Source organism: Saccharopolyspora dendranthemae, from assembly GCF_007829955.1.
Taxonomy (GTDB): Bacteria; Actinomycetota; Actinomycetes; order Mycobacteriales; family Pseudonocardiaceae; genus Saccharopolyspora; species Saccharopolyspora dendranthemae.
In genome coordinates this window covers 1,295,503-1,321,580 of record NZ_VIWX01000002.1, presented here as the reverse complement: position 1 = coordinate 1,321,580, position 26,078 = coordinate 1,295,503, and the positions used below count along the sequence as shown (strand labels likewise).

Genomic DNA, 26,078 nt, shown 5'->3' with positions numbered 1-26,078 from the left:
TCAGCCCTCGCCGCGCAGCGAGGGGCGCAGGGTGTCGAGCACCGACGGGTCCTCGATGGTGGAAGGCACGGCGGTGTCCCCGCGATCGGCGATCTCGCGCATCGACTTGCGGAGGATCTTGCCCGAGCGGGTCTTGGGCAGCCCGTCGACCACGGAAACGTCGCGGAACGCCGCTACCGGGCCGATCTGGTCGCGCACCGCCGCCACCAGCTCGTCGCGCAGCGTTTCGGGTGCGATGTCCACACCGGACTTGAGCACCACGAAACCGCGCGGCACTTGGCCTTTGAGCTCGTCGCGAACGCCGATCACCGCGCACTCGGCCACCGCAGGGTGTGCCGCCAGGACCGCCTCCATCGAGCCCGTCGACAGCCGGTGGCCCGCCACGTTGATCACGTCGTCGGTGCGGCCCATGACGAACACGTACCCGTCGGCGTCGACGTACCCGTTGTCGCCGGTGAGGTAGTAGCCCTCGTAGCGCGACAGGTAGGACTCGTGAAAACGCGCGTCGTCGCCCCACAACGTCGGCAGCGTGCCCGGCGGCAGCGGCAGCTTCAGGCAGATCGCCCCGTCGGTCTCCGGCGGCAGCGGGTTGCCCGCCTGGTCCAGGACCACGATCTCGTAGCCCGGTGCGGGCACCGTCGGCGAACCCGGCTTGACCGGCATCGGTTCCAGCCCGCGCAGGTTCGCGCAGATCGGCCAGCCCGTCTCCGTCTGCCACCAGTGGTCGATCACCGGCACGCCCAGCTTCTCGGCTGCCCAGTGGTAGGTCTCCGGGTCCAGCCGCTCACCGGCCAGGAACAGCGTTTCCAGGCACGAGAGGTCGTGCTCGGCGAGCAGTTCCGCGTCCGGGTCGACGCGCTTGATCGCCCGCAACGCCGTCGGCGCGGTGAACAGCGCCTTGACCCGGTGCTGCGCGATGACCCGCCAGAACGCGCCCGCGTCCGGGGTTCCCACCGGTTTTCCCTCGTAGACCACCGTCGTCGCCCCGGCCAGAAGCGGCGCGTAGACGATGTAGGAGTGGCCGACCACCCAGCCCACGTCGGAGGCGGTCCAGAAGACCTCGCCGGGGGAGATGTCGTAGATGTTGGTCATCGACCACCGCAGCGCCACCGCGTGCCCGCCGTTGTCGCGCACCACGCCCTTGGGCTTGCCGGTCGTGCCCGAGGTGTAGAGCACGTAGAGCGGGTCGGTGGCCGCCACCGGGACGCAGTCGACCGGCTCGGCCGAGGCCACAGCGTCCTCCCAGTCGACGTCGCGCGGACCGAGCTCGGCCCGCGCCTGCTCGCGCTGGAACACGATGACCTTGCCGGGCTGGTGCTCGGTCTGCCGCAGCGCCTCGTCGACGATCGGCTTGTACTCCACGACCCTGTTGGGCTCCAGGCCGCAGGAGGCCGCCACGATGACGGTCGGCAGCGCGTCGTCGACGCGAGCCGCCAGTTCCTTGGGCGCGAAGCCGCCGAAGACCACCGAGTGCACGGCTCCGATCCGCGCGCACGCCAGCATGGCGACCGCGGCCTCGGGGATCATCGGCAGGTAGAGCACGACGCGGTCGCCCTTGGTGACGCCTTGCGCCCGCAGCGCCCCCGCGAAGCGGGCGACCCGGTCCAGCAGCTCCCGGTAGGTCCAGGTCTGCACGACACCGGACATCGCCGAGTCCCAGATCAGGGCCGGCTGCTCGCCCCGGCCGTCGCGCACGTGCCGGTCCAGGGCGTTGAAGCAGGTGTTGAGCTCGCCGTCCGGGAACCAGCGGTACATCGGGGCGGCGGAGTCGTCCAGCGCCCGAGTCGGCTCGCGGTCCCAGTCGATCGCCCGCGCCGCGTCGAGCCAGAAGCCCTCGCGGTCGGTCAGGCTCCGCCGGTAGATCTGCGCGTACTCACCCATCGACCGACTACCTCCCGCGTCCGCTGTCACAACGCCTGTGTCGTACCCCAGATCCGATCTTCGCGCCAGAGCTCCCGGCGGCCGTTCGGCCGCAGCGCGTTCGTCGTGAGCGAACTACGGACTTCGGTCCGACGGGTCAGCGGGAGTTCGGCCGCGCTGCATCCGCATGCACTTCGGCGACGCCGGTCGGCCGCTGGGCGCAGCAGGCGCGTTTCCGGCGCGCTGGCACGACTTCCAGACCCCACACTCGGTGTCGAGCCGATGGCCGGGCTAACACCCAGGTGTCCCGCGCCGACAAATGAATCGGAGGTGCTACGAAATATGAGCATGATGGAACCGGCACAGCCTCCCAGGGCAACGGCGACCGTCGAAGAGCCGAACGACCTTCCCACCGCGCCGTGCAGCGTGGTCTGGAGCGGCGGCCACTCCTACGTCCGAGAGGGAACCGCGGGCGCCCGCTGGGCAGGCGTGGACGATCGCGGCAGAGCCCGGTTCCTGACCGATGCCGAGTTGTGCCGCCGGGGGTGGAGCCGCACTCGCGGCTGAACCGCGGGTGTGTCTTCCTGCGGCGCAAGGTGTCCCGGCTCCGGCTGGCCGCCACGTGGGTTGCGCTGGCGATATGAGACCCTGATCCGGTCAGGATGCACAGGTGTGCACCCGTTGCGGGGCCGTGCGCACAACCATTCAGGGGAGGCTCGTGGTGCAGGACGCCGAGCGCACCACGGAAAACACCACGAGCGGGCCGCGGGCCGAGAACGGCCAAGACCACCCGGGTCCGGGGGATCCGGGCCTGGACCGGATCCGAGAGGTCGCCCGTGACGTCTGGGCCGACCCGTGGTGGACGCTGCCGAACCTGCTCAGCGTGATCCGCCTGGCCGGCGTGCCGGTCTTCCTCTGGCTGCTGCTCGGGCCGCAAGCCGACCTGCTCGCCCTGCTCGTCCTGGTGATCAGCGGCGCCACCGACTGGCTCGACGGCAAGCTCGCCCGCTGGCTCAACCAGTACAGCCGCATCGGCGAACTCCTCGATCCGGCCGCCGACCGCCTCTACATCGTGGCCACCCTGATCGCCTTCGTGCTGCGCGACGTCATCCCGTGGTGGATGGCGGTCGCCCTGGTCGTCCGCGACGTCGTGCTCACGCTGTGCCTGCCGGTGCTGCGCTGGCACGGCTACGAGCCGCCCGAAGTGCACTACCTGGGCAAGGCCGCCACCTTCTGCCTGATGTACGCGTTCCCGCTGTTGCTGCTGGTGCAGGACGACTTCACCGGGGCGGACGTGGTCCGGCCGATCGCTTACGCCTTCACCGCCTGGGGCGGGGCGCTCTACCTGTGGGCGGGCGTGCTCTACCTCGCCCAGGTCATCGCCGCCGTGCGCGGGACCCGAGCTCGCACCTGATCTGCGCTGCGCGTCGTCTTGCGGCTTTCGGCGGCCCGTGAATACGCTCGCCGCGCCGATCACTCGGCACGTTGCACACAGCGGACGAAAGGCGGGACCACCGTGGCGGCCCCGGAGATCAAGTACACCGAAGAGCACGAATGGGTCCAGCGCATCAGCGAGGACGCGGTGCGCATCGGCATCACCGACTACGCCCAGCAGCAGCTCGGCGACGTGGTGTTCGTGCAGCTCCCCGACGTGGGGCAGCAGGTCGCCGCGGGGGAGTCGATGGGCGAGGTGGAGTCGACCAAGAGCGTCTCCGACCTGTACGCCCCGGTGACCGGTGAGGTCACGGCGGGCAACCCCGCGCTGGAGGACCAGCCCGAGTTGGTCAACTCGGACGCCGCGGGGGAGGGCTGGATGGTGGAGGTCCGGCTCGCCGACCCGGACCAGCTGGCCGGTCTGCTCGACGCCGAGGGTTACCAGAACCTGATCGACCAGGGATGATCGTCCGGACCGGCCACGTCGTGGGACGATGACGGGAGTCGCTCGTTCCGAGGCTGTCCAGGCACGGTACGTTGGGCGCATACTTGGCACGATCTATCCGCGTAAGGGAGAGCTCAGGTGAGCCAAAACAGCGGCTTCGGCGATGTTCCGCCGGAGCAGTCACCGGAGACCACTTCGGTCTTCAGGCCCTTCCTCTCGGAGCAGGAAAGCACCGAGAGCGCGGCCCCGGAACCTGCCCCCGCATCCGGGGTCGATGCGCTGCCGGCGGGTTCCGCCCTGCTGGTGGTCAAGCGCGGCCCGAACGCGGGTTCGCGGTTCCTGCTCGATCGGGAGACCACGAGCGCAGGCCGGCACCCGGACAGCGACATCTTCCTGGATGACGTGACGGTGTCCCGCCGGCACGCCGAGTTCCGCCGCGAGGGCAACGACTTCGTGGTGGTCGACGTGGGCAGCCTCAACGGCACCTACGTGAACCGGGAGCCGGTGGACACCTCGGTGCTGGCCAACGGCGACGAGGTCCAGATCGGGAAGTTCCGCCTGGTGTTCCTCACCGGGCCGATCGATGGGGGCCAGGCCGGCCGCTGAGGCCGTCGAACCGGGCTTTTTGAACCCGTCAGCGGGGCGGCGCCGTGAGGCGTCGCCCCGCTGACGCATGAGGCAGCTGCGCCGCCCGCGCGCGGATGCTCCCTCCTAGCCGGGAATTTCCCGGGGCCACGAGCGGTTTTCACCGCGCAGCAGGGCAATTCCGGCGACTTCGGCGGGGCCCTGCGCGGTGTATCGTGCTGGGTAATGCTCAACGACGAGCTCGCCAGCGGTCCGGGCCGTGCGCCCCGACTCAACGACCGCGATGGTGGTGGTCCGCTTGGACCGCCGATGGAAGGGCGTGTCCGCCGTATCGCGGGTAGCGTCGGAGGCGTCGGTGCGGGACCCTCGACGGGGATGTCACGCTTCGGCGCGCTGGAGGAGGCGATGTGACGATGAGCAGTGAGATGCGCGTCGTCGGCGTGCGAGTTGAACTACCAGCCAACCAGCCGATCCTGCTGTTGCGCGAGTCCGATGGTGAGCGCTACCTGCCGATCTGGATCGGGTCGGTCGAGGCCACGGCCATCGCGCTCGAGCAGCAGGGCGTGCGGCCCCAGCGGCCGCTGACCCACGACCTGCTCAAGGACGTCATCGGAGCCCTGGGGCGTGACCTGGAGCAGGTGCGGATCACCGACCTGCAGGAAGGCACGTTCTTCGCGGAGCTGGTGTTCGACGGGGACGTGCGGGTGTCCGCGCGGCCGAGCGATTCGGTGGCGCTGGCCCTGCGCATCGGAGTGCCGATCCACGCCGACGAGTCCGTTCTCGACGAGGCGGGACTGATCATCCCGGACGAGCAGGAGGACGAGGTCGAGAAGTTCCGCGAGTTCCTCGACTCCGTCTCGCCGGAGGACTTCCGCGGTGCCGACACCTGAGCCCCGCGGCGGACTCCTGCGCTGAACAGACCACTCCGGCCCCCGGTTGCCCACAGCAGCCGGGGGCCGGATCCGTCGCACCGGGATCGAGAGCCCGCACGGTCCGCGCGTCGCGTTGACCCGCCTGCTGAGCGGGCATACCTTCGGACTTACGCGAATTGCCCCGGTGTGATTCAGCCGGTACACGGCTTCGCGGCCCCGGATCGCCAACGGTCCGGGCGCTGGTGATCGTCGTCGTCGGCTTCGGGCCGGACGAGGGGAGGCAGGCGTGGTGGAGGAAGCAGCAAATTCGGATGCTGCGGAGCAGGGTGAGCTGTTCCCCGACGCCTCTGCCCCGGACGAGCTGGTCGGTTACCGCGGGCCGGCGGCCTGCCAGATCGCGGGCATCACCTACCGGCAACTGGACTACTGGGCGCGCACCAAGCTGGTGGGGCCGTCCATACGAGGAGCGGCGGGCTCCGGCTCGCAGCGGCTGTACTCGTTCAAGGACATCTTGGTGCTCAAGGTCGTCAAGCGCCTGCTGGACACCGGGGTCTCGCTGCACAACATCAGGGTCGCGGTGGAGCACCTGCGCAAGCGTGGCGTTCAGGACCTGGCGAAGCTGACGCTGTTCAGCGACGGCACCACGGTCTACGAGTGCACCTCCGCCGAGGAGGTGGTCGATCTGCTGCAGGGTGGCCAGGGCGTGTTCGGCATCGCGGTCAGCGGTGCGATGCGCGAGATCAGCGGAACCATCCACGAGTTCCCGGCCGAGCGCGCCGACGGTGGCGTCAACCTCGAGTCGGCGATCAACGACGAGCTCGCGGCCAGGCGCCGCGACCGCCAGGCGGAGACGGGCTGAACGACCGTCCGCCAGTGTGCGGTAGGCGACATTGATGGCCGGATCGACCTTGTTGATCGGGTACTCTGAGCGCCATCGTCGACCCCGTGCGGGAGAGTCCGGTCCTGGCCAGGACCGGCGCCGAAGGAGCAACTCTCCCCGACAACCTCTCAGGCCACCTGGACCGCACGGGCGAGATACCTCTGGAAAGAGGGCGCACCATGAGGTGAGCCCCGCCGACGGTGCAAGCCCGGTCCCGCCGGGTGAAGCTCTCAGGCGTTCGCAGCGCGAACAGTGACAGAGGGGGAGAGCAGCAACCGCTGCCGCCCTTTGTTCGCCGCGAAGATTGAGGTTTTGGCGATGACCGACGCGACGCACGACCGCATTCCTCTGGCCGCGCTGGAGCACGGCAGGCCGTTCGCTGACCGCCACGTCGGGCCGATGCCCGCCGAACTGGCCCGCATGCTCGACGTCATCGGCGTCGGCTCCCTGGAGGAGCTGGGTCAGAAGGCCGTCCCGGACACCATTCGCGAGGGTGACCTGCAGCTGGCGCTGCCGGAACCGGCCACCGAGACCGAAGCGCTCGACGAGCTGCGCGAGCTCGCCGGCCGCTGCACCCCGCACACCGAGATGATCGGCCTCGGCTACTACGGCACGGTGACGCCCCCGGTGATCCTGCGCAACGTGCTGGAGAGCCCCGCCTGGTACACCGCGTACACGCCCTACCAGCCGGAGATCTCGCAGGGCAGGCTCGAGGCGCTGCTGAACTTCCAGACCATGGTCGCCGACCTGGCCGGGATGCAGGTCTCCAACGCCTCGATGCTCGACGAGGCGACCGCCGCGGCGGAGGGCATGACCCTCGTGCGGCGGGCGGGCAAGTCCAAGTCGCCGCGGTTCCTGGTCGACGCCGACACGCTGCCGCAGACCATCGCCGTCATCGAGACCCGCGCGGAGCCGCTCGGCATCGAGATCGTGGTGGCGGATCTGAGCTCCGGCGAGCTGCCCGAGGGCGATTTCTTCGGCGCGCTGCTGTCCTACCCGAGCGCCTCCGGCGCCGTGCGCGACCCCGAGGCGCTGATCGGGCAGATCCACGAGCGGGGCGCGAAGGTCGTGGTGACCTCCGACCTGCTGTCGCTGACGCTGCTGCGCGCGCCCGGCGAGCTCGGTGCCGACGTGGTCGTGGGGAGCACCCAGCGCTTCGGCGTCCCGATGGGCTTCGGCGGCCCGCACGCCGGGTTCATGGCCGTGGCGAAGGGCCTGGAGCGGCAGCTGCCCGGACGCCTGGTCGGCGTCAGCGTGGACACCGAGGGCAACCAGGCCTACCGGCTCGCCCTGCAGACCCGTGAGCAGCACATCCGCCGCGAGAAGGCCACCAGCAACATCTGCACGGCGCAGGTCCTGCTGGCGGTCGTGGCCTCCATGTACGCGGTCTACCACGGCCCGGACGGGCTGAAGGCGATCGCGACTCGCGCGCACCGGATGGCCAGCGTGCTCGCCGAGCAGCTGCGCCGGGGTGGCGTGGAGGTCGTGCACGCCGAGTTCTTCGACACCGTGCTCGCCAAGGTGCCGGGCAAGGCCGACGAGGTGCTGGCGGCGGCTCGCCGCGGCGGCATCAACCTGCGCCGGGTGGACTCCGACCACGTGGGCATCAGCTGCGACGAGACCACCACCCGCGCCCACCTGGTCGCGGTGTGGGAGGCGTTCGGCGTGAGTCAGGGCGAGGTCGACGCGCTCGACGCGGAGACCGCGGACGCGCTGCCGTCGGCGCTGGCGCGCACCTCGGAGTACCTCACGCACCCGGTGTTCCGCACGCACCGCTCCGAGACCTCGCTGCTGCGCTACCTGCGGCAGCTGTCGGACAAGGACATCGCGCTGGACCGCAGCATGATCCCGCTGGGCTCGTGCACGATGAAGCTCAACGCGACCGCCGAGATGGAGCCGATCACCTGGCCCGAGTTCTCCTCGCTGCACCCCTTCGCGCCCGCGCAGGACGCCGAGGGGCTGCTCAAGGTGGTCACCGACCTGCAGGAATGGCTGGCGGAGGTCACCGGCTACGACGCGGTGAGCCTGCAGCCCAACGCGGGCAGCCAGGGCGAGTTCGCGGGTCTGCTGGCCATCCGCGCCTACCACCACAGCCGTGGTGAGACCGATCGCGAGGTCTGCCTCATCCCGGCGAGCGCGCACGGCACCAACGCGGCCAGCGCTGTCATGGCGGGGATGCGCGTGGTCGTCGTCCGCTGTGACGAGGCGGGCAACGTCGAGATGGACCACCTGCGCGAGCTCGCCGAGAAGCACGCGCAGGACCTCGCCGCGATCATGATCACCTACCCGTCCACCCACGGCGTCTACGAGGACACCGTGCGCGAGGTCTGCGGGCTGGTGCACGACGCGGGCGGTCAGGTCTACGTCGACGGCGCCAACCTCAACGCGCTGATCGGCCTCGCCCGGATGGGCAAGTTCGGGTCCGACGTCTCGCACCTGAACCTGCACAAGACGTTCTGCATCCCGCACGGCGGTGGCGGCCCCGGTGTGGGCCCGATCGGGGTCCGCGAGCACCTGTCGCCGTTCCTGCCCAACCACCCGCTGCAGCCCGCGGCCGGTCCGGCCACCGGAGTCGGCCCGATCAGCGCGGCTCCGTGGGGCAGCGCGTCGATCCTGCCGATCTCCTGGGCCTACGTGCGGATGATGGGTGCCGACGGTCTGCGCCGCGCGACGCTGACCGCGGTGGCGTCGGCGAACTACGTCGCACGCCGGCTCGGCGAGTACTTCCCGGTGCTCTACACGGGCGAGGGAGGTTTCGTCGCCCACGAGTGCATCCTCGACCTGCGGCCGATCAGCAAGTCCAGCGGCATCACCGTTGACGACGTGTCCAAGCGGCTGGCCGACTACGGCATCCACGCCCCGACGATGTCGTTCCCGGTCGCGGGCACGCTGATGGTCGAGCCGACCGAGAGCGAGAACCTCGCCGAGCTGGACCGCTTCTGCGAGGCGATGATCGCCATCCGCGCCGAGATCGACAAGGTGGTCGCAGGTCAGTGGCCCGCCGACGACAACCCGCTGGTCGGCGCGCCGCACACGGCGGCCAGCCTCGCCAAGGAGTGGAACCACGCCTACTCCCGCGAGGAGGCGGCCTACCCGCTGGGTACCGACGCGATCAAGGTCTTCCCGCCGGTCCGCCGCATCGACGGCGCCAAGGGCGACCGCAACCTCGTCTGCTCCTGCCCACCGCTGTCGGCGTACGAGGGCTGAGTCGGCGGGTCGGTTTGCGCGTTCGGTCGCGGCGATGACACGGTGGCCCCTTCAACCGACCGGCTCCGAGAGGAGTTGAGCACCATGCTCACCATCAGTGAGAGCGCCGTGGAGGTCATCAAGCTCGTCCTCGTCGGCGGCGACTCTCCGGCCAGCTCGGGCTTGCGCATCGCGCCGGCCGGGCAGGGGCTGCAGGCGTCGATCGCCGAGGAACCCCAAGAGGGCGACGAGGTGATCGAGGAGAACGGTGTCCGGATCTTCCTGGAGCAGGAGGTGTCGGAGCTGCTGGGGGACAAGACCCTGGACGCCGAGAAGGACGCCAACGGTGAGCTGGCACTCGCCGTGCGCGACTGACTCGATCGCGACTTGAAGCCGTCGGCCTGGGCGATTCGCCCGGGCCGACGGCTTTTTTGCGAGGATGGCCTCTTGCCAGAGCCTGGTGATAGCACCTGAGCGGCAACTACCCTTGACCGGCGGTCGTTCCGCTGGGGAACGACCGGTCGCGGGAGAGGAAGCCGGTGCCGACCACCACGCTGGCCATGCACATGAGTGACGGGCTGCTCAACGCCCGCACCGCCCTGCTCTTCGCCGTCGTGGCGATAGCCGGCTTGGCGCTGGCGCTGGTACGCGCCCGGGCCGACCTCGACGACCGCACGGCCCCGATGGCCGGCTTGGTCGCGGCGTTCGTGTTCGCCGCCCAGATGATCAACTTCCCGGTGCTGCCCGGTGTGAGCGGACACCTGCTGGGAGGCGCGCTGGCCGCGATCCTGGCAGGACCGTGGGTCGGCGCGCTGTGCGTGGCGATCGTGCTGGTCGTGCAATCGCTGCTGTTCGCCGACGGCGGGCTGACGATGCTCGGCGCGAACATCACCAACATGGCGCTGATCGGCACGGCCGTCGGCTACCTGGTGGCGCTGGCGCTGCGCGGCCTGGCGACCCGAAGCCGAGCCGGGCTGATGACCACCGCTTTCGTCGCGGCCTGGGTCAACACCGTGGTCGCCTCCTGCGGTTTCCTCGCGGAGTACGCACTCGGCGGGGCCGCGGGATTCAGCCTGCCCACCGTGGCGCTGGGGATGGTCGGAGTGCACGCCCTGATCGGGATCGGGGAGGGGCTGATCACCGCGGCCACCGTCGGTGCCGTCGCCTCGGCCCGGCCCGACCTCGTCCACCTGTTGCGCGGTGCCCGCAGCGAGGAGCTCGCCCGATGAAGCGATTTCTGCTGATCTTCGCCCTGGTCGTGCTCGTCGTGGCCGGCGGCGTCGCCTACTTCGCGGACTCCGACCCCGACGGTCTGGACGCCGTCACCCAGCGCGGTTGCGCGGTCGTGGAGACCGGAGGCGGCGAGTCGCTGGAGGGCCGCTGCATCGCCCAGCACGCGGGTGACCACGCGCTGTCGGACGGCCCGCTGGCCGACTACACCGTCGGCGGTGACGACCGCTTCACCGGCGTCGCAGGGATCATCGGTGCCGTGGTCACGCTCGCCGCGGCCGGTGGCCTGTTCTGGGGGCTGCGCCGCCGGTCCGGGTCCGAGGACGCGTAGGTGGGCGCCGGGCACGCCGACGCCCTGCACCTGCCCGGTGACACGGCGCTGCACCGGCTCGACCCGCAGGTGAAGATCACCGCGGCGTTCCTGCTGGTGCTGTGCGTGGTGGCCACACCGCGCGAGATCTTCTGGGCCTTCGGCGGCTACGCGCTGCTGCTGGCCGCGCTCGCGAGCGTCGCGCGCATCCCGCCGCGCTGGCTGGTGACGCGTCTGCTGATCGAGGTGCCGTTCGTGGTGCTGGCGCTGCTGCTGCCGTTCACCGCAGGGGGCCCGAGCACCGAGGTCGCCGGGATCGCGCTGTCGACCGAGGGGTTGCTCGCCGGGTTCAACATCATGGTCAAGGGCACGCTGGGCCTGGGGACCTCGCTGCTGCTGGCGGCGACGACCGCGCCGCGCGAGATCGTGCTCGGCCTGCAACGGCTGCGCGCGCCGGCGCTGGTGATCACGATCATCACCCTGATGCTGCGCTACGCCGAGGTGATCGTCGCCGAAGCGGGCCGGATGCGGGTCGCGCGGATCTCCCGGGGGCACGACCCGAGGTTCCTGTGGCAGGTGGGCGCCACCGCTCGTGGTGTCGGCAGCCTGTTCATCCGCTCCTACGAGCGCGGTGAGCGGGTGCACCTCGCGATGCTCTCGCGCGGGTGGAGCGGTGAGATGCCCGAGGTCGACCCGGCCCGCCGGACTTCGTGGAAGACCTGGAGCATGGGGCTGGCCGCGCCCGCGGCCGCGGCCGTCGTACTGGGGGTGGCGTTGTGGACCGCGTGACCGAGCAGCGTGCCGGACCCCGCGAGGCGCTGACCGCGCCCGCGTTGGAGATCTCCGGTCTGGTGCACGCCTACCCGGACGGTCACCGCGCGCTGCGGGGCGTCGACCTGCGGGTCGAGCCGGGCGAGCGGGTCGCCGTGCTGGGGCCCAACGGGGCAGGCAAGACGACCCTGACGCTGCACCTCAACGGCGTGCTGCGTCCCGCGTCCGGACGGCTCACCGTCGGTGGCCTCGCGGTTTCCAGCAAGAACCTCAAGGAGATCCGGCGTCGCGTCGGCCTGGTCTTCCAGGACCCGGACGACCAGTTGTTCATGCCGACGGTCCGGGAGGACGTCGCGTTCGGCCCGGCCAACTTCGGCGTGCGGGGAAGCGAGCTCGACCAGCGCGTTCAGGAGGCGCTCGAGGCCGTCGGCATGACCGAGCACGCGCAGCGCTCCCCGCTGCGGCTCTCCGGCGGTCAGCGCAAGCGCGTCGCGCTCGCGGCGGTGCTCGCGTGCCGTCCCGAGCTGCTCGTGCTCGACGAGCCCTCCGCGAACCTGGAGCCGGTCGCGCGCCGCGAGCTCGCCGAGGTCCTGCTCGCCGTGGGCGGGACGACCCTGATGGTCACCCACGACCTGCCCTACGCGCTGCAGCTGTGCCCGCGCAGCGTGATCATCGACGACGGCCGGGTGGTCGCCGACGGCCCCACGGCCGAGCTGCTGGCCGACGAGGAGCTGCTGGCCCAGCACCGGCTGGAACTGCCGTTCGGGTTCCGGGTGCCGTGACCGGCTTGACCCCCGCCATCCGGGGAGTGACCGTGATCACGGTCCTTTCAGCGGGGAGGTCAGGCGATGTTCGACAGGTCCGGGATCGTGCGGGACGAGCGGGGTGTCGCCCACTACACGGGGCTGGCCGACTCGCTGGTGCAGATGCTGCGGGAGTCGGTCGAGCGCTTCGGCGATCGCGAGGCGCTGGTGGAGGTGGGCGGCGACCGGCTGACCTACCGCGAGCTGTGGCGGCGTTCAGCCCGCGTCGCCGGTGGTCTGCGGGAAGCCGGGATCTCCCGCGGTGACCGGGTCGCCAACCTGCTGCCCGCCGGGGTCGACTGGGTGCTGGCGTTCCTGGGCACGCAGCTGGCTGGGGCGATCGCAGTCCCGGTGAACACCCGCTTCGCGCAGCCCGAGGTGGATTACGTGCTCGCCGACTCCGGCGCGTCGTTCACCTTCCGCCCGAGCCGGCCGCTCCCGGACGGCGAACCGCTGGCCGTCGACGACCTCAGGCCCGACGAGGTCGCCGCCATCTTCTACACCAGCGGCACCACGGGTCGCCCCAAGGGCGCGATGACCACCCACGAGAACTTCCTGTCCAACGTGGAGAACGTGTGCCGGGTCAAGGGCATCGACGCCGGAACGGGCTGGCGGACGCGCAATCTCGTCTCCGTGCCGCTGTTCCACGTCACCGGGTGCAACACGCAGCTGCTGCTGCAGCTCTCCTACGGCGGCGCGACCGTGGTGATGCCGAAGTTCGACGTGCGGGAGTTCCTGCGGATCATCGCCGACGAGCGCATCAACCTGTTCACCACGGTCCCGGCGATCTACGCGCTGGCGCTCAAGCAGCCGGACTTCGAGGAGTGCGACACGTCCTCGGTCGAGCACGTCTCCTACGGCGGTGCCCCGATGGCCCCGGCGCTGGTCGAGCGGATCAAGGCCGCGTTCCCGAACGCGCGGGTGGGCAACAGCTTCGGATTGACCGAGACCTCCTCGATCTCCACCTTCCTGCCGCACGAGCTGTCCGTCGAGCACGCCGACTCGGTCGGCTTCCCGGCGCCGGTGGTCGACGTCGCCGTGCACGAGCCCGACCCCGGCACCGGCGTTGGCGAACTGCTGATCCGGGGCCCCAACGTGGTGGCCGGCTACTGGAACAAGCCGGAAGCCACCGCGTCGACGTTCGTCGACGGCTGGCTGCGCACCGGCGATCTCGCCCGCGTCGACGAGAGCGGGCTGGTCCACATCGCCGACCGCGCGAAGGACGTGATCAACCGCGGTGGCGAGAACGTCTACTCCGTCGAGGTCGAGAACGCGCTGGCGGCCGCACCCGGTGTGGTGGAGGCGGCGGTCGTCGGAGTCCCGGACGACGTCATGGGGGAGAAGGTCGGCGCGGTCATCGTCGCCGACGAGGCATTCGAGCCGGGGCGGCTGCTGGCGCACCTCGAAGATCACCTGGCTGACTTCAAGATCCCGCAGTTCCTGCAGCTGCGCGAGCAGCCGCTCCCGCGCAACCCCGGTGGGAAGCTCCTCAAGCGCGAGCTGCGCGGCACCTCCGGCTGGCAGGGGCCTCTCTGGGGCCGCTGAGCGCCTGGACCGTCCTCGGTTCGGAGCGGCAACGGCACTGCGGCTACGGTGGCAGGAGTTCTTTGCGGTGCGAACGATCGAGGTGGGATGGCTGAGCGGTCGCGGCTGAAGTACGCGCTGATCCTCGGTGGGATGTCGGCCTTCGGGCCGCTGTCGATGGACATGTACCTGCCGGCGCTCCCGGCGATCTCCGGCGAACTGCACGCGGGTCCCTCCCAGGTGCAGCTGTCGCTGATGGCCTGCACGATCGGCCTCGCGCTGGGGCAGTTGGTGATGGGCCCGCTGTCGGACGCGCACGGTCGTCGTCGGCCGATGCTGATCGGTGTGGTCGTGTTCGCGCTCGCCTCGCTGGCCTGCGCGCTGGCACCGTCGGCCTACGCGCTGGCCGCGCTGCGGTTCGTGCAGGGCTTCGGCGGAGCGGCGGGCATCGTCATCGCCCGAGCGGTGGTGCGCGACCTGTTCTCCGGAGTCGCGCTGGCGAAGTTCTTCTCCCTGCTGATGCTGGTCAACGGCGTGGTTCCGGTGCTCGCTCCGGTGCTGGGCGGACAGCTGCTGCGGTTCACCTCGTGGCGCGGGGTGTTCGTCACGCTCTGCGCGATCGGCGCCGCGCTGTTGATCGCGGCCGTGCTCGCGCTGCCGGAAACCTTGCCGCGCGAGTACCGACGACCGGGGAACCTCCCGCAGACGCTGCGGACCTTCGGCGTTCTGCTGCGTGACCGCCTGTTCGTGGGCTTCGCGCTGTCGGCGTCGCTGGCCTTCGCCGCGATGTTCGCCTACATCTCCGGGTCGTCGTTCGTGCTGCAGAACGTCCACCACCTGTCACCGCAGATGTTCAGCGTCGTCTTCGGCGTGAACTCGATCGGCATCGTCACGATGGGTCAGGTCAACGGTCTGCTGGTCGGCAAGGTCGACTCGCGACGACTGCTGGCGATCGGTCTCGGCTGCAACGCGCTCGGCGGCATCTCCGTGGCGGTCTCGACGGTGCTGGGACTGGGGCTGGTCCCGCTGCTGGCCGCCCTGTTCGTGACCGTGGCCAGCATCGGCCTGGTGTTCCCGAACGCCACCGCCCTCGCCCTGTCCGGGCACCGCGAGACAGCCGGGAGCGCCTCGGCGCTGCTCGGCGTGCTGCAGTTCATGATCGGCGGGCTGGTCTCCCCGCTGGTCGGCATCGCGGGCTCGAACACCGCGGTGCCGATGGGCGTGGTGATGGGCGCGCTGTCGGTGTCGGCCGTCGTGGTGTTCGCCGTGCTGGCCCGCCGCCGCGTCGAACCCGAGGTCACGCGACCTGCCGAGCGCCCCAGCTGAGGACGTCCCGGCAGGTCTGGATCAGCCGCTCGCGCAACGCTGCGGCCTCGTCGGCGAACTCGCGCTGGTAGCGGACGTACTCGGCGCGGCCCTGCGGGGTCTCGATCGGCACCGGCTCGTAGCCCAGCTCCCCGAGGTCGTAGGGGCTGGCGCGCATGTCCAGTTCACGAACCCGGGCCGCCAGGTCGAAGCAGTCCGCGATCAGCTCGCCGGGGACGAAGGGGTCGAGCTTGTAGGCCCACTTGAACAGGTCCATGTTCGCGTGCAGGCAGCCCGGTTGTTCCAGCTCGACCTGATCGTCCCGCGCGGGCTGGAGCTCGTTGAGCGGGCGCGCTTCCGGGGTGAAGAACCGGAACGCGTCGTGGTGGGTGCAGCTGATCGGCATCGATTTCACGACCTCGTCGGTGCCGGCGTGGCCCAGCCGCAACGGCCACCCGCTGTGCCGCACGTCGCCGGGCTCGGTGCGGTAGACCATCGCCCACTCGTGCAGCCCGAAGCAGCCCAGCCGGGCCGGGCGGGAGGCGGTCGCGCTGAGCAGTCCGAGGATGAACTCCGCCGAGCCGCGCCGCTTGTCGGTCAGCGCCGCCGGGTCCAGGGCGACGCCGTGCGGGGTCTCGGTGAAACCCTTGCGGGACAGGAACTCCTGCCCGTTGACCAACGCCACGTCGACACCGGGCTGCCAGCGCTCCAAGCGGGCCGGGCGGAACGAGTAGTAGGTGAACAGGAAGTCCAGCACCGGGTGCTTGCGGTGCTGGTGCTGCCGCTGCCGGTGCGGGGAGGTCCACTCCGCCACCCGCTCGCGGTGGGCGTCTCGCCGCTCCCGCCACTCCTGTTCGGTCAACACCAACATCGCTGGTCAGGATATCTTCCGGCGGGTCAGCGGTGGAACCTGACCCAATCCAGCTGTAGCGCCTCGCCGCCGATGTCCGCGCTGACCACGAGGTAGACGCTGTGCGTGCCGGTGAGGTCTCGGCTGAGCTTGACCCGCACCGTCTGCCACGATCCGCCGCGGCCGAGACCGACCAGGTCGATCTCGCCGACCTTCTCCCCGTTGGGGCTGGTCATCCGCATGGTCATCGTGGCGTGCGCCGATTCCGGGACCGCGGTGCGCAAGCGCACGGACAGCGCGTTCGCCGAGGCGGTGCCGAAGTCCACGTCGTCGAATCGCAGCACGTCCCCGGCCATCAGGGGACCGGCGAACCGGGTGCCGTCGCTCGTGCCTTCGGTGATCTTCCGCCCCACCGAACCGGCCGCCTCGGCCTGCAACGCCTGGTACGCGCTGCCGAACGGGCTGCTCCCGACGATCGTCGAGGGGTCGTCGCCCGGTTCCTTCGCGGCGAGGAACCCGAACACCGCCGCACCTGCCACCAGCACCAGCGTCACCGCGCCCGCGGTGAGGACGATCCGGGTCTGCTTGGTGGACCGCGTCGTCGCGGGCTCGGCGTGCGGGGGACCGGGTTGCCCGTGCCACGAGCCGGACCGCGCGGGAAGGTGCGGCTGGGCCGAGCGCATCTGCTGCGGCGGGATCCACGGCTGCGCCCGCGAGACCCCGGCCAGGGGGCGCGGGTTCGAGGGAGGCGTCGGCGTCACCCGCGGGATCGACTGGCGCTGGTGGGTGTTGTGGCCCGTCGGCCCCTGCGGGAACACCGCCGGAGGACGCGGGAGGGGACGGATCCGCTCGGTCAGCGCGGGGGCGTTGGGGTCCAGGAGCGGCTCGAACGGCTCCTCGCCCGCTGCCTTGACCAGCTCGTGAAGCCTTCGCCGCACCTCGACCAGCGGCATCCGCCGTGCCGGGTCCTTCACCAGCAGGCCGCCGAGGACCTCGCCGACGGGACCCGTCTGGTGGTGGCGGGGGAGCGGCCCGTGCACGATCGAGCTGATGGTGATCAGCGGATCGGAGGTCTTGTCGTACGGCGGGTGACCCTCAGCGGCCGAGTAGAGGGTGGCGCCCAGGCTCCACAGGTCGGCGCTGGCACCCAGCGTTCCGCGGCGGGCGATCTCGGGCGGCAGGTAGACGGGAGTTCCCAGCAGCACCTCCGAGCGGGTCATGCTCTTCTCGGCGGTGTTGCGGGAGAGGCCGAAGTCGGCCAGCTTGACCTTGCCGCGCGGACCGAGCAGCACGTTGCCGGGTTTGACGTCGCGGTGGACGATGCCGACCTGGTGCGCGGCGTCCAGCGCCGCCGCCACCCCGTCCATCATCACGGCCAGCTGGTAGTGGTTGAGCGCCCGGTGGCGTTTCAGGATCGTCGAGAGGCTTTGCCCCGGAACCAGTTCCATGACCACGAAGGGCCTGTCGTCCTCGCGGGCCACGTCGTAGAGCATCACCGTGTTCGGGTGGCTGAGGGTGGCCATCGCCCGCGCTTCGCGCAGGGCCCGCTCCCGCAGATCGGCGGCTTCGTCTTCGGGGACGTTGGCCGGCAGGTGGAGTTCTTTGACCGCGACGGGGCGCTCCAGGACCTCGTCGGTCCCGGACCAGACGTAGCCCATCCCACCCTTGCCGATGGTGCGGTCCAGCCGGTAGCGGCCGCCGATCACGCGGCCCGAAGAAGAGTTGTCCGCGTGGGACGGCGAGAGCTGATCATCTCGCACGCGATGACACTACCCAGCGAGGTTGCTCGGCCTCATTCGGGGCACACCCGGAACGAACTGGGAAAACGGGATCCTGAGGCTGTTCGTCCGAATCGCTGCGGCTGGGGTTTCTCGTGAAGTTGGTCCAACTGGGCGAGCACCGCGGCGCTCGCCCAGTTGGCTCGGTGCGTCGGAAACGTCAGCGGACGTGCGTGGCGTCGCGGACCGTGCCCACGTACTCCTCGACGAGATCCTCCAGCGCGACGACCCCGACGGCCGCTCCGCTGGAGTCGACCGCCGCAGCGAGGTGCCCGCCCGCCCGGCGCAGCGACGCCATCGCCTCGTGGAGGCGAGCCGTGACCGGGACGGTCGGCAGCTCACGTCGGCGCGCATCGGCGATGGGCGTCTCCGGAGCCTCGCCCGCCTGGTCGAGCACGTCCTTGACGTGCAGGTATCCGAGCAGTCTGCCGTCATCGCCGCGAACCGGGAAGCGGGAGAACCCGGTGTTGGCCACCAGCCGCTCCACATCGCCCAGCGTGGGATTGCCCGGCAGGGTCGTGACCTCGGGCAACGGCACCAGGACGTCGGCCACCGTGTGCTCCACCGACGACAGGGTCTGGGCGAGCCTGCGGTGCTCGGAGTGCTCCAGCAGCCCCTCGCGCCGCGATTCCACCAGCAGCTCCGCCAGTTCGGCCGAGGTGTAGGCGGTCTCCAGCTCCTCCTTCGGCTCGACCCGCAGCAGCTTGAGCACCGCGTTGGCCATCATGTTGAACAGCGCGATGAACGGGCGCGCCAACTGCACGAACCCGACCAGCGGCGGTACCAGCCACAGCGCCATGCGCTCCGGCTCGGCGAGAGCGAGGTTCTTCGGCACCATCTCGCCGACCAGCACGTGCAGCACCACCACGATCGCCAGCGCGATCGTGAACGCCACCGCGTGCGTCGCGGCCGCCGGGATGCCCAGCGCGCTGAACGGCCCCTCCAGGGTGTGCGCGACAGCGGGCTCGCCCAGGCGGCCCAGCCCCAGCGAGCACAGCGTGATGCCCAGCTGCGCGCTGGTGAGCATCAGCGACCCTTCCTGGCTCGCCTTGATGACCGTCCGCGCCCGGCCCACACCCTGGGCCAGCAGCGCTTCGAGCCGGTCGCGGCGGGAGGACAGCAGGGAGAACTCCGCGCCCACGAACAGGGCGTTGAGCATCAGCAGGAGAACACCGAGCAGCAGTGCGAAGGAGTCGTTCATCGGGTCGCCTCCACCGCGTCGGCATCCGCGTCCGCGTCCGCGAGCGCGGGCTGCTTGTTGAGGCGCAGCTCCGCGATGCGGTGCTTGTCCATGCGCATGACGGTCAGCCGCCACCCGTCCACGTCGAGCCGGTCGTCCACCGACGGGATGCGGCCCAGCCGCCACAGCATCAGACCGGCGACCGTCTCGTAGTCGCCTTCGGGCATGGTGAATCCGGTCGCCTCGGAGAGCTCGTCCGGGCGCAGCAGGCCCGAGATCAGCCACGAGTCCTCGCTGAGCCGGCGCACGGCGGAGATCTCCTGCCGGTCGTGCTCGTCGCGGACGTCGCCGATGATCTCCTCGACCACGTCTTCGAGGCTCACGATGCCGGCCGTTCCGCCGTACTCGTCGACGACGACCGCCAGCTGGAGGCCGGAGCCGCGCAACCGGTTGAGCAGCGCGTCGCCGTCCAGCGTCTCGGGAACCGTCGGCACCGGGCGGGTCAGGGTCTCGATCCGGGTGGTCTCCCGGCGGGAGGCCGGGATGCCGAACGCGTGCTTGACGTGCACGACGCCCTGGATGTCGTCGAGATCGCCGCCGTGCACCGGGAACCGGGACACGCCGGTCCGCCGGGCCAGGTCGAGCAGGTCCACGACCGTCTCGCCGACCTGCAGCGAGGCGACCTTCACGCGCGGGGTCATCAGCTCCTCGGCGGTGCGGTCGCCGAAGCGCAGCGAGCGGTCCATCAGCCGCGCCGTGGTCTCGTCGAGCGTGCCGTGCTCGGCGCTGGAACGCACGATCGACCCGAGCTCGTCGGGGGAGCGCGCGGAGCGCAGTTCCTCCTGCGGTTCGATGCCGAACCTGCGCACGACCCAGTTCGCGCTGTTGTTCATGGCGTCGATGAGCCACTTGAAGATCTGCGAGAACCGGGCGTGGTAGCCGGAGACGGCGCGGGCGGTCGGCAGCGGGCGGGCGATGGCGAGGTTCTTCGGCACCATCTCGCCGAACACCATCGACAGCGCGGTCGCCAGCAGGATCGCCAGCGCCAGCGACACGCCCTCGGCCACGCCGAGCGGCATGCCCACGGCCGTCATCACCGGCTGGATCAGGTCACCGATGAGCGGCTCGGCCACGTAACCGGTGATCAGGGTGGTCAGGGTGATCGCGACCTGCGCGCCCGAGAGCTGGAACGACAACGTGCGGTGCGCGCGCTGGACGGCGCGTGCGCGCTTGTCTCCGACCTGGTTGACGTGGGCGTCGACGGTGGAGCGTTCCAGCGAGGTCAGGGAGAACTCGGCTGCCACCGCGAGAGCGGTGCCCAGCGTGAGGATCGCGATGAACAGGAGGCCGACAACGGCCAGCACGATTTCGATCAACCCTCGGCCCGCCTCGTGATAGCGCCCGTGGGTCGGTGATAGCCGGGTCTACTGCCCGGCTCGGTACTGCTTCCCTCTGGGGATTGTGCCGCTGGCACTGAAGTGCTCACTCCCGTGAATAGAAATGGACCGGTGGAGAAAAGGTCATACCGAGTATACCGGCGCTGCAGCGATGCAATCGGTAGCGGCGCGATCACGATTCCCGGCTTTCCCGGAGTTGAGCGGTCGCGGGCGCGTCCGCGCGCGGCGCGGGCGGCGCCCGCGCCACCTGGGGCGTTGCCCCTCCCGGAGGTCCGTTGTGGCCGGTCGATGGCTGCTTCTCGCCCCGCCGGTTTGATCCAGTCCACCTGGACGTAACCTGCGACAAAGTAGTCGCGGTCACCATCCCGCCGAACAATCACGAGAGGACGTGATCGTGAGCACACCCACGGTTGCGGACGTGCCGCAGAAGGGTTTCTTCGGACACCCACGCGGTTTGTTGACGCTGTTCTTCACCGAGATGTGGGAGCGGTTCTCCTACTACGGTATGCGCGCCATTCTGGCGTACTACCTCTACTACGCCGTCTCCGAAGGCGGCCTGGGGATCCCCGAGTCGACCGCGCTGTCGGTGGTCGGCGTCTACGGTGCCTCGGTCTACATGACCGGTGTGCTCGGCGGTTGGCTCGCCGACCGCGTCGTCGGCGCTCAGCGCGCGGTCCTCTACGGCGGCGTGATCATCATGTTGGGCCACATCGGACTGGCCATCCCCGGCGGCATGACCAGCGTGCTGGTCGGCCTGGTCCTGCTGGTGATCGGTACCGGTCTGCTCAAGCCGAACGTCTCGGGTCTGGTCGGGAGCCTCTACAGCGAGGACGACAACCGGCGCGACGCCGGTTTCTCGATCTACTACATGGGCATCAACCTCGGTGGTTTCATCGCGCCGTTCGTGGCCGGAACCCTGGGGGAGAAGGTCAACTGGCACCTCGGGTTCGGCGCCGCTGCGGTCGGCATGGCGTTCGGCCTGATCCAGTACACGATGGGGCGCAAGAATCTCGGGAACGCCGGCCTGCACCCGGTGAACCCGCTTCCCGCCGAGCACAAGGGCCGCGTGCTGGGCCGCGCGGGCGGAATCGCCGTGGGTTTCGTGCTCGTGCTGGTCCTGCTGTCGGTCAGCGGTGTGATGGGCCTGGAGGGCCTGGTCAACCTGATCAGCGTGATCTCGGCGGTGTTGCCGATCATCTACTTCGCGGTGATGCTCTCCAGCAAGCAGATCACCAAGATCGAGCGCGACCGGCTGATCGCCTACATCCCGCTGTTCCTGGCCACCGCGCTGTTCTTCCTGCTGTTCGAGCAGCAGCCGAACACCCTGGCGAACCTGGCCGAGGCCGACACCGACCTCAACGTCCTGGGCTTCGCCGTTCCCGCTTCGTGGTTCCAGTCGGTGAACTCGCTGACCATCATCATCCTCGCTCCGGTGATGGCCGCGCTGTGGATGAAGCTCGGGCCCAAGCAGCCGTCGACACCGCAGAAGTTCGTCGGCGGGCTGTTGTTCGTCGGACTGTCCTTCCTGTGGGTCGTGCTGTCGAAGTCGGTGGCCGGCGACGACGGCAAGCACCTGCCGATCATGCTCGCGATGGTGTTCGTGATCATGACCGTGGGTGAGCTGATGCTCTCGCCGGTCGGACTCTCGGCGACCACGAAGCTCGCGCCGAAGGTGTTCGCCTCGCAGACCATGGGGCTCTACTTCCTGGCTCCTGCGATGGGGCAGGGTCTGGGCGCGCAGGTCGTGAAGCTGTACTCGGTGGAGAACCAGCAGCTGTACTTCTCGATCGTCGGCATCGCCACGATCGCGTGCTCTGTGCTGCTGCTCCTGTCGGCGCGCATCATCAAGCGCTACATGCACGGCGTGCTCTGACGCCGCTGAGAACGGAGGAGGCCGGTCCCGTCACGGGGCCGGCCTCCTCTGCGTTCGGGGATCAGCGCAGGTCGTAGGTGCGGGAGCTGCGCTTCGCGGGGGCCGACGGGTCGGGCTCGGGATGCCCCGGGATGTCGAGGTCCTCCGACGGCAGGGCGCCGCGCACCAGGTAGTCGGTGCCGATGCGGTTCGCCTCGGGATTGCCCGCCAGCGCCCAGACCCCGTGCTTGCCCGCGTCGCGCTCGGTCACCAGCACCGAGGACGGCAGCGAGTGGTGCATCTCGACGGCACCGGCGTAGGGCGTGGCCACGTCGTGCTCGGAGTTGAACATCAGCACCGGGGGCAGGCCCTCGCCGGTGATCTTCGTGGGCTGCTGCCGGGGCGCCTGCCAGGTGCGGCAGGGGGCGACCGTCCAGCTGTTGAACCACGCCGCGAACGGGTGCTCGGCCGCCATCCGCCGGGAGTCGCGCTCCCACTCCGCACGGCGGGCCGGCCAGGGCGCGTCGGCGCACTCCACGGCGTTGTAGATGGCGTTGCCGTTCTCCGCGAGCGCGTCCTTCGGCGTCACCATCGCGGCCAGCGCGCGGTCGTCGCCGCGCAGCTGGAAGTCCGCTAGGCCCTGGGCCAGCGGCTGCCAGTCGGACTCGCCGTAGAGCGCGTTGAAGCTGATCTCGATCAGCTCCGACGGTCCCAGCGGCCCCCGCGGTGCCCGGCGCAGCTCGGCCTGGGTGCGCTCCCACGCGGTCTTCACCGCGCCCGCTTCGGTGCCGAGGTGGAAGACGCGGTCGTGCCGGGCGACCCAGCCGAAGAAGTGGTCGAGGCGCTGCTGCGCGGCCACGTCCTGGGCGAGGTTGTTGCCGTACCAGATCTCCGAGACGTCCGGGTTCACCGAGCTGTCCAGGATCATCCGGTCCACCCGCTCGGGGAACAGCTGCCCGTAGACCGCGCCGAGGTAGGTGCCGTAGGAGTAGCCCAGGAAGCTGATCTTCTGCTCGCCGAGCGCGGACCGGATGAGGTCCATGTCGCGGGCGTTGGTGGGCGTGTTCAGGTGCGGCAGGTACTTGCCCGCGCGCTGCGCGCAGCCGTCCGCGTAGGCCTCCGACCGGCGCCAGTTGATCTCGCGGGTGGCGGGGGAGTCGGGGTCGGGCAGCGGGTTGGCCCAGTGCGTCGCCGGGTCCACGCAGCTGATCGGCGTGCTGTGCGCGGTGTTGCGGGTGTCGAAGCCGATCAGGTCGTAGGAGTCGCGCACCTGCGGTGGGGCCATCTCGCCCATCGCTCCCGCGAAGTCCGCGCCCGGCCCGCCGGGACCGCCCGGGTTGAGCAGCAGCGAACCGCGCCGCGCCTGCGGGTCGCGCGCGGGCAGCTTGGAGACCAGCAGCTGCACCTGCTCACCGCCGGGATCGGCGTGGTCGAGCGGAACTTCGACGGTCGCGCAGCGCAGCTGCGGGTACGGCGTGGCGATGTCCTCGGGGCACGGGCCGAACTGCGGTGCCGGGCTCGCCGTCGCGGTGCTGGCCGCAGCAGGTGCGACGGCCAGCGCGGCCGCCGCGGCCAGGCCGAGCGCGATCGAACGCTTCACGTGGAGGGCTCCTCAAACGCGTGGAGGCTGTTGATCTCGCAGCGTATGGGGGGTCGCGTTCGGCGGCCGGGCGCTCGGTGCCGTGTCGCCGGAAGGGGGTGTCAGCTTCGCCCGGCCAGGTGAGCGTCGGTGCCGATCTCGCGCGCGATCTCGTCGAGGACGAGCATCGTGCGGTCCAGCCACCGGATGCTGCGGTGCAGCGAGGTCGGCCCGTCGGTAAGCGATTCGGCCAGGTCGTGCAGCTCGTCGGAGCTGCGGTGCGCCGCCCCGATCGCCTCCTCGAAGGGGACCTGTCCCTCGTCGGTGAAGGATTCGGCGGCATCGGCCAGCGCCCACAGCTGCTCGGCGATGCGCTCGCGGGTGTCGGCGTCGATCATCTCGGCGGTGTCGCTCAGGGCCACCGAGAGGTTGCGGACGTAGTAGGCGCAGCCGCTGAGGTTGGCGGCCAGCCGCTGCACCTGGCTGCGCCGCGACCGGAAGCGGTACACCGTCAGCGGGTTCGCGCTGGCGAGCACCTTCTGGAGGGCGTCGTCCACGGCGCGGGTGGGTTCCTGCAGGCCCGATGCGGTGCCCTGCTCGCTGAGCTCGGTGCCGGTCTTGCGCAGGAAGTCCCGCAACGCCTCCAGGAATTCGGCGGTGTTGTTGCGGATCACCTCGCGGGTGCGGGTGGGCAGGACGAACACCGCCGCCAGCGCGCCGGACGCCGCGCCGACCGCGGTCTCCGCGAGCCGCGTCTCGAGCACGGACACGTCGAAGGTGCCGAGCATTCCGTAGAGCGCGCCGAGCAGCGTGGTGATGAAGAAGGTCATCGCGGCGTAGGAGTAGCCGACGAAGTAGAACGCCAGGAACACGCAGGCCAGGATCACCGACAACTCCGCGGTGAGGTCCCCGCCGACCTGCGCGGCGACGAAGATGCCCGCCAGCACCCCGAGGATGGTGCCCGCCGTGCGCTGCCACGCGCGCACGAGGAGCTCGCCGCGGCTGTTGGCGCTGATGAACACCACGAACGCGGTGATCACCGCCCAGTACCAGCGGTTCGGCGCGACCAACTGGCCGAACACGATCGCGAGCCCGGTCGCCACGGTGACCTGGATGGCGGCGCGCAGCTCCGGCCGGTCCAGGCCGGTCTGCTCGTCGGCGGACTCGTCGGTCTCGTCGTCGGACCGGGTCTCGGCGTCGTCGCGCTCCTCGCCCAGTTCACCAGCCGCTTCGGCGAGCTCCGCCAGCTCGGTGCCGAGCCTGCGGATCGCCATCGCCACATCGACCGAGCCGCGGTCCTCGATCTGCTCGGACACCCGCCGGGTCGCGTCCCGGACGTGGTGCGGGCGGTTCTCCAGCACCGAGAGCAGCGCGCCGACGGCGTGCGGGACCACGCCACCACCGCTGGGGTGGTCGACCAGCTGGAGCAGCCGGTTCACCAGGTTCTCGGCGGCCAGCTCGACGTCCAGGATGCGCTGCCGGAGGACGTTGCGGCTGTCCTCGGAGATCTCGTCCATCCGGCCGACGGTGCTCTCCAGCATCAGCGAGGTCTCGTTCAACCGCGCCGAGCGGTTGTGCAGCTGACGCCGCTTCGACGCCGACTCGGGCTGCGCGGCGACGTCGCGCACCGCGTGCAGCAGACCGTGGACCTGAGCGCGCAGCGTGCGGCGGCCCCGTGCCAGCACGCCTTCGGGGTCGTCGCGCAGCACGAGGAATCGAAGACCGGCGGCGGCGATGGTCCCGATGAGGACCGCGGCCACCAGAGCCGGGAACTGCGCGGGCTGCGGGCGCAGGAACATCGAGAAGAAGTAGCCCATGAACGCGACCATGCCCAGCGGGAAGTACCGCGGACCGAACCTGCGCACGTACACGGCGACGAAGATGACCAGCAGGAACACCGCGCTCTGCAGCGGCGGTGCGAACGCGGTCGCGATGGACAGCCCCAACGCGGCGAGCACCGGCAGCGGCAGCAGCGCGTAGGTGATGGCCTGGCCGCGCCGGTCCGGGTCGTTGACGCCGAGCGAGCCGTTGATGGCCACGACGGCACCGATCATGGCGCTCGGCAGCGGCTGACCCCACCACGCCAGCAGCGGGATGGCCAGGACGAGCGTCAGCACGACGGAGAGGGTGACCCGCACGGCGGTGCGCAGCCTCCGCAGCGACGGATCGGAAGCGAGGAAGCGGTTCCACCACTCGCTGCCCATGCCTCGCGACTCCTCCAGCTCTGCCGTCGTGGG

21 protein-coding genes and 1 riboswitch are annotated in these 26,078 nt (G+C 70.4%); of the genes, 14 read left to right on the top strand and 7 right to left on the bottom strand.

From position 1 onward, the window contains the following. Positions 1 to 1,881 carry a propionyl-CoA synthetase gene (locus FHU35_RS14865; RefSeq protein ID WP_145739696.1) on the bottom strand — a complete coding sequence of 627 codons (1,881 nt, stop codon included), beginning with the start codon at positions 1,879 to 1,881 and terminating at the stop codon, positions 1 to 3. A 697-nt stretch (positions 1,882 to 2,578) separates the two neighbouring features. Between FHU35_RS14865 and clsA the strand changes: the two genes are divergently transcribed. The 13 genes from clsA to FHU35_RS14795 all read left to right on the top strand — a co-directional run bounded on the left by clsA (position 2,579) and on the right by FHU35_RS14795 (position 15,226). Further along, a complete protein-coding gene (gene clsA, locus FHU35_RS14855; protein ID WP_145739694.1) occupies positions 2,579 to 3,274 on the top strand; it encodes a cardiolipin synthase ClsA in 696 nt (231 codons plus the stop codon). 102 nt (positions 3,275 to 3,376) lie between these two features. Further along, on the top strand, positions 3,377 to 3,760 hold the full coding sequence (gene gcvH, locus FHU35_RS14850; RefSeq protein ID WP_145739692.1) for a glycine cleavage system protein GcvH: 384 nt from the start codon (positions 3,377 to 3,379) through the stop codon (positions 3,758 to 3,760). Positions 3,761 to 3,877: 117 nt separating this feature from the next. Beyond that, the gene (gene garA, locus FHU35_RS14845) at positions 3,878 to 4,345 is read left to right on the top strand and encodes a glycogen accumulation regulator GarA (RefSeq protein ID WP_145739690.1); all 468 of its coding nucleotides are present in this window, start codon (positions 3,878 to 3,880) and stop codon (positions 4,343 to 4,345) included. Positions 4,346 to 4,737: 392 nt separating this feature from the next. Next, positions 4,738 to 5,214 (top strand): bifunctional nuclease family protein, encoded by a 477-nt coding sequence (locus tag FHU35_RS14840; RefSeq protein WP_145739688.1) that lies wholly within the window; start codon positions 4,738 to 4,740, stop codon positions 5,212 to 5,214. A gap of 268 nt (positions 5,215 to 5,482) precedes the next feature. Beyond that, on the top strand, positions 5,483 to 6,055 hold the full coding sequence (locus tag FHU35_RS14835; RefSeq protein ID WP_145739686.1) for a MerR family transcriptional regulator: 573 nt from the start codon (positions 5,483 to 5,485) through the stop codon (positions 6,053 to 6,055). Between the two features lie 79 nt (positions 6,056 to 6,134). After that, positions 6,135 to 6,231: riboswitch (glycine riboswitch) on the top strand. 163 nt (positions 6,232 to 6,394) lie between these two features. After that, positions 6,395 to 9,283 (top strand): aminomethyl-transferring glycine dehydrogenase, encoded by a 2,889-nt coding sequence (gene gcvP, locus FHU35_RS14830; RefSeq protein WP_145739684.1) that lies wholly within the window; start codon positions 6,395 to 6,397, stop codon positions 9,281 to 9,283. Positions 9,284 to 9,367: 84 nt separating this feature from the next. After that, a complete protein-coding gene (locus FHU35_RS14825; protein WP_145739682.1) occupies positions 9,368 to 9,637 on the top strand; it encodes a HesB/YadR/YfhF-family protein in 270 nt (89 codons plus the stop codon). Between the two features lie 185 nt (positions 9,638 to 9,822). Then, a complete protein-coding gene (locus FHU35_RS14820; protein WP_145740076.1) occupies positions 9,823 to 10,491 on the top strand; it encodes an energy-coupling factor ABC transporter permease in 669 nt (222 codons plus the stop codon). After that, entirely contained in the window at positions 10,488 to 10,823 is a 336-nt protein-coding gene (locus FHU35_RS14815) for a PDGLE domain-containing protein (RefSeq protein ID WP_145739679.1), read from the top strand. The genes FHU35_RS14820 and FHU35_RS14815 overlap by 4 nt, the downstream gene beginning before the upstream one ends. After that, entirely contained in the window at positions 10,824 to 11,591 is a 768-nt protein-coding gene (gene cbiQ, locus FHU35_RS14810; protein ID WP_145739677.1) for a cobalt ECF transporter T component CbiQ, read from the top strand. Beyond that, positions 11,579 to 12,355 carry an energy-coupling factor ABC transporter ATP-binding protein gene (locus FHU35_RS14805; protein WP_425474133.1) on the top strand — a complete coding sequence of 259 codons (777 nt, stop codon included), beginning with the start codon at positions 11,579 to 11,581 and terminating at the stop codon, positions 12,353 to 12,355. Before cbiQ ends, FHU35_RS14805 begins: the two co-directional genes overlap by 13 nt. Positions 12,356 to 12,421: 66 nt before the next feature. Beyond that, positions 12,422 to 13,921 carry a class I adenylate-forming enzyme family protein gene (locus FHU35_RS14800; RefSeq protein ID WP_145739675.1) on the top strand — a complete coding sequence of 500 codons (1,500 nt, stop codon included), beginning with the start codon at positions 12,422 to 12,424 and terminating at the stop codon, positions 13,919 to 13,921. Between the two features lie 87 nt (positions 13,922 to 14,008). Then, positions 14,009 to 15,226, top strand: coding sequence for a Bcr/CflA family multidrug efflux MFS transporter (locus tag FHU35_RS14795; RefSeq protein WP_145739673.1), 1,218 nt, complete (start codon positions 14,009 to 14,011; stop codon positions 15,224 to 15,226). On the opposite strand, the gene FHU35_RS14790 is transcribed toward FHU35_RS14795, so the two are convergent. The 4 genes from FHU35_RS14790 to FHU35_RS14775 all read right to left on the bottom strand — a co-directional run bounded on the left by FHU35_RS14790 (position 15,198) and on the right by FHU35_RS14775 (position 20,386). Further along, positions 15,198 to 16,076, bottom strand: a complete 879-nt coding sequence (locus FHU35_RS14790) for a 3-methyladenine DNA glycosylase (protein WP_145739671.1) — start codon at positions 16,074 to 16,076, stop codon at positions 15,198 to 15,200. The genes FHU35_RS14795 and FHU35_RS14790 overlap by 29 nt on opposite strands. Positions 16,077 to 16,102: 26 nt before the next feature. Then, entirely contained in the window at positions 16,103 to 17,815 is a 1,713-nt protein-coding gene (locus tag FHU35_RS14785; RefSeq protein WP_246110299.1) for a protein kinase domain-containing protein, read from the bottom strand. A 178-nt stretch (positions 17,816 to 17,993) separates the two neighbouring features. After that, entirely contained in the window at positions 17,994 to 19,034 is a 1,041-nt protein-coding gene (locus tag FHU35_RS14780) for a hemolysin family protein (protein WP_145739669.1), read from the bottom strand. Continuing rightward, positions 19,031 to 20,386 (bottom strand): hemolysin family protein, encoded by a 1,356-nt coding sequence (locus tag FHU35_RS14775; protein ID WP_145740070.1) that lies wholly within the window; start codon positions 20,384 to 20,386, stop codon positions 19,031 to 19,033. The genes FHU35_RS14780 and FHU35_RS14775 overlap by 4 nt, the downstream gene beginning before the upstream one ends. A gap of 418 nt (positions 20,387 to 20,804) precedes the next feature. On the opposite strand from FHU35_RS14775, the gene FHU35_RS14770 reads away from it, so the two are divergent. Then, the gene (locus FHU35_RS14770) at positions 20,805 to 22,283 is read left to right on the top strand and encodes a peptide MFS transporter (RefSeq protein WP_342788508.1); all 1,479 of its coding nucleotides are present in this window, start codon (positions 20,805 to 20,807) and stop codon (positions 22,281 to 22,283) included. A 61-nt stretch (positions 22,284 to 22,344) separates the two neighbouring features. On the opposite strand, the gene FHU35_RS14765 is transcribed toward FHU35_RS14770, so the two are convergent. Both FHU35_RS14765 and FHU35_RS14760 read right to left on the bottom strand, forming a co-directional pair. Then, complete coding sequence (locus FHU35_RS14765; protein WP_145739667.1) at positions 22,345 to 23,862, bottom strand: alpha/beta hydrolase; 1,518 nt, start codon at positions 23,860 to 23,862, stop codon at positions 22,345 to 22,347. 101 nt (positions 23,863 to 23,963) lie between these two features. Further along, on the bottom strand, positions 23,964 to 26,045 hold the full coding sequence (locus FHU35_RS14760; protein WP_145739665.1) for an FUSC family protein: 2,082 nt from the start codon (positions 26,043 to 26,045) through the stop codon (positions 23,964 to 23,966). Between the last annotated feature and the right edge of the window lie 33 nt (positions 26,046 to 26,078).

Excerpts from the sequence above, each read along its gene's own strand:
- FHU35_RS14865 (WP_145739696.1), bottom strand. The coding sequence starts at position 1,881 with ATGGGTGAGTACGCGCAGATCTACCGGCGGAGCCTGACCGACCGCGAG.
- FHU35_RS14840 (WP_145739688.1), top strand. The coding sequence starts at position 4,738 with ATGAGCAGTGAGATGCGCGTCGTCGGCGTGCGAGTTGAACTACCAGCC.
- gcvP (WP_145739684.1), top strand. The coding sequence starts at position 6,395 with ATGACCGACGCGACGCACGACCGCATTCCTCTGGCCGCGCTGGAGCAC.
- FHU35_RS14825 (WP_145739682.1), top strand. The coding sequence starts at position 9,368 with ATGCTCACCATCAGTGAGAGCGCCGTGGAGGTCATCAAGCTCGTCCTC.
- FHU35_RS14820 (WP_145740076.1), top strand. The coding sequence starts at position 9,823 with ATGCACATGAGTGACGGGCTGCTCAACGCCCGCACCGCCCTGCTCTTC.
- FHU35_RS14815 (WP_145739679.1), top strand. The coding sequence starts at position 10,488 with ATGAAGCGATTTCTGCTGATCTTCGCCCTGGTCGTGCTCGTCGTGGCC.
- FHU35_RS14800 (WP_145739675.1), top strand. The coding sequence starts at position 12,422 with ATGTTCGACAGGTCCGGGATCGTGCGGGACGAGCGGGGTGTCGCCCAC.
- FHU35_RS14795 (WP_145739673.1), top strand. The coding sequence starts at position 14,009 with ATGGCTGAGCGGTCGCGGCTGAAGTACGCGCTGATCCTCGGTGGGATG.
- FHU35_RS14790 (WP_145739671.1), bottom strand. The coding sequence starts at position 16,076 with ATGTTGGTGTTGACCGAACAGGAGTGGCGGGAGCGGCGAGACGCCCAC.
- FHU35_RS14780 (WP_145739669.1), bottom strand. The coding sequence starts at position 19,034 with ATGAACGACTCCTTCGCACTGCTGCTCGGTGTTCTCCTGCTGATGCTC.
- FHU35_RS14760 (WP_145739665.1), bottom strand. The coding sequence starts at position 26,045 with ATGGGCAGCGAGTGGTGGAACCGCTTCCTCGCTTCCGATCCGTCGCTG.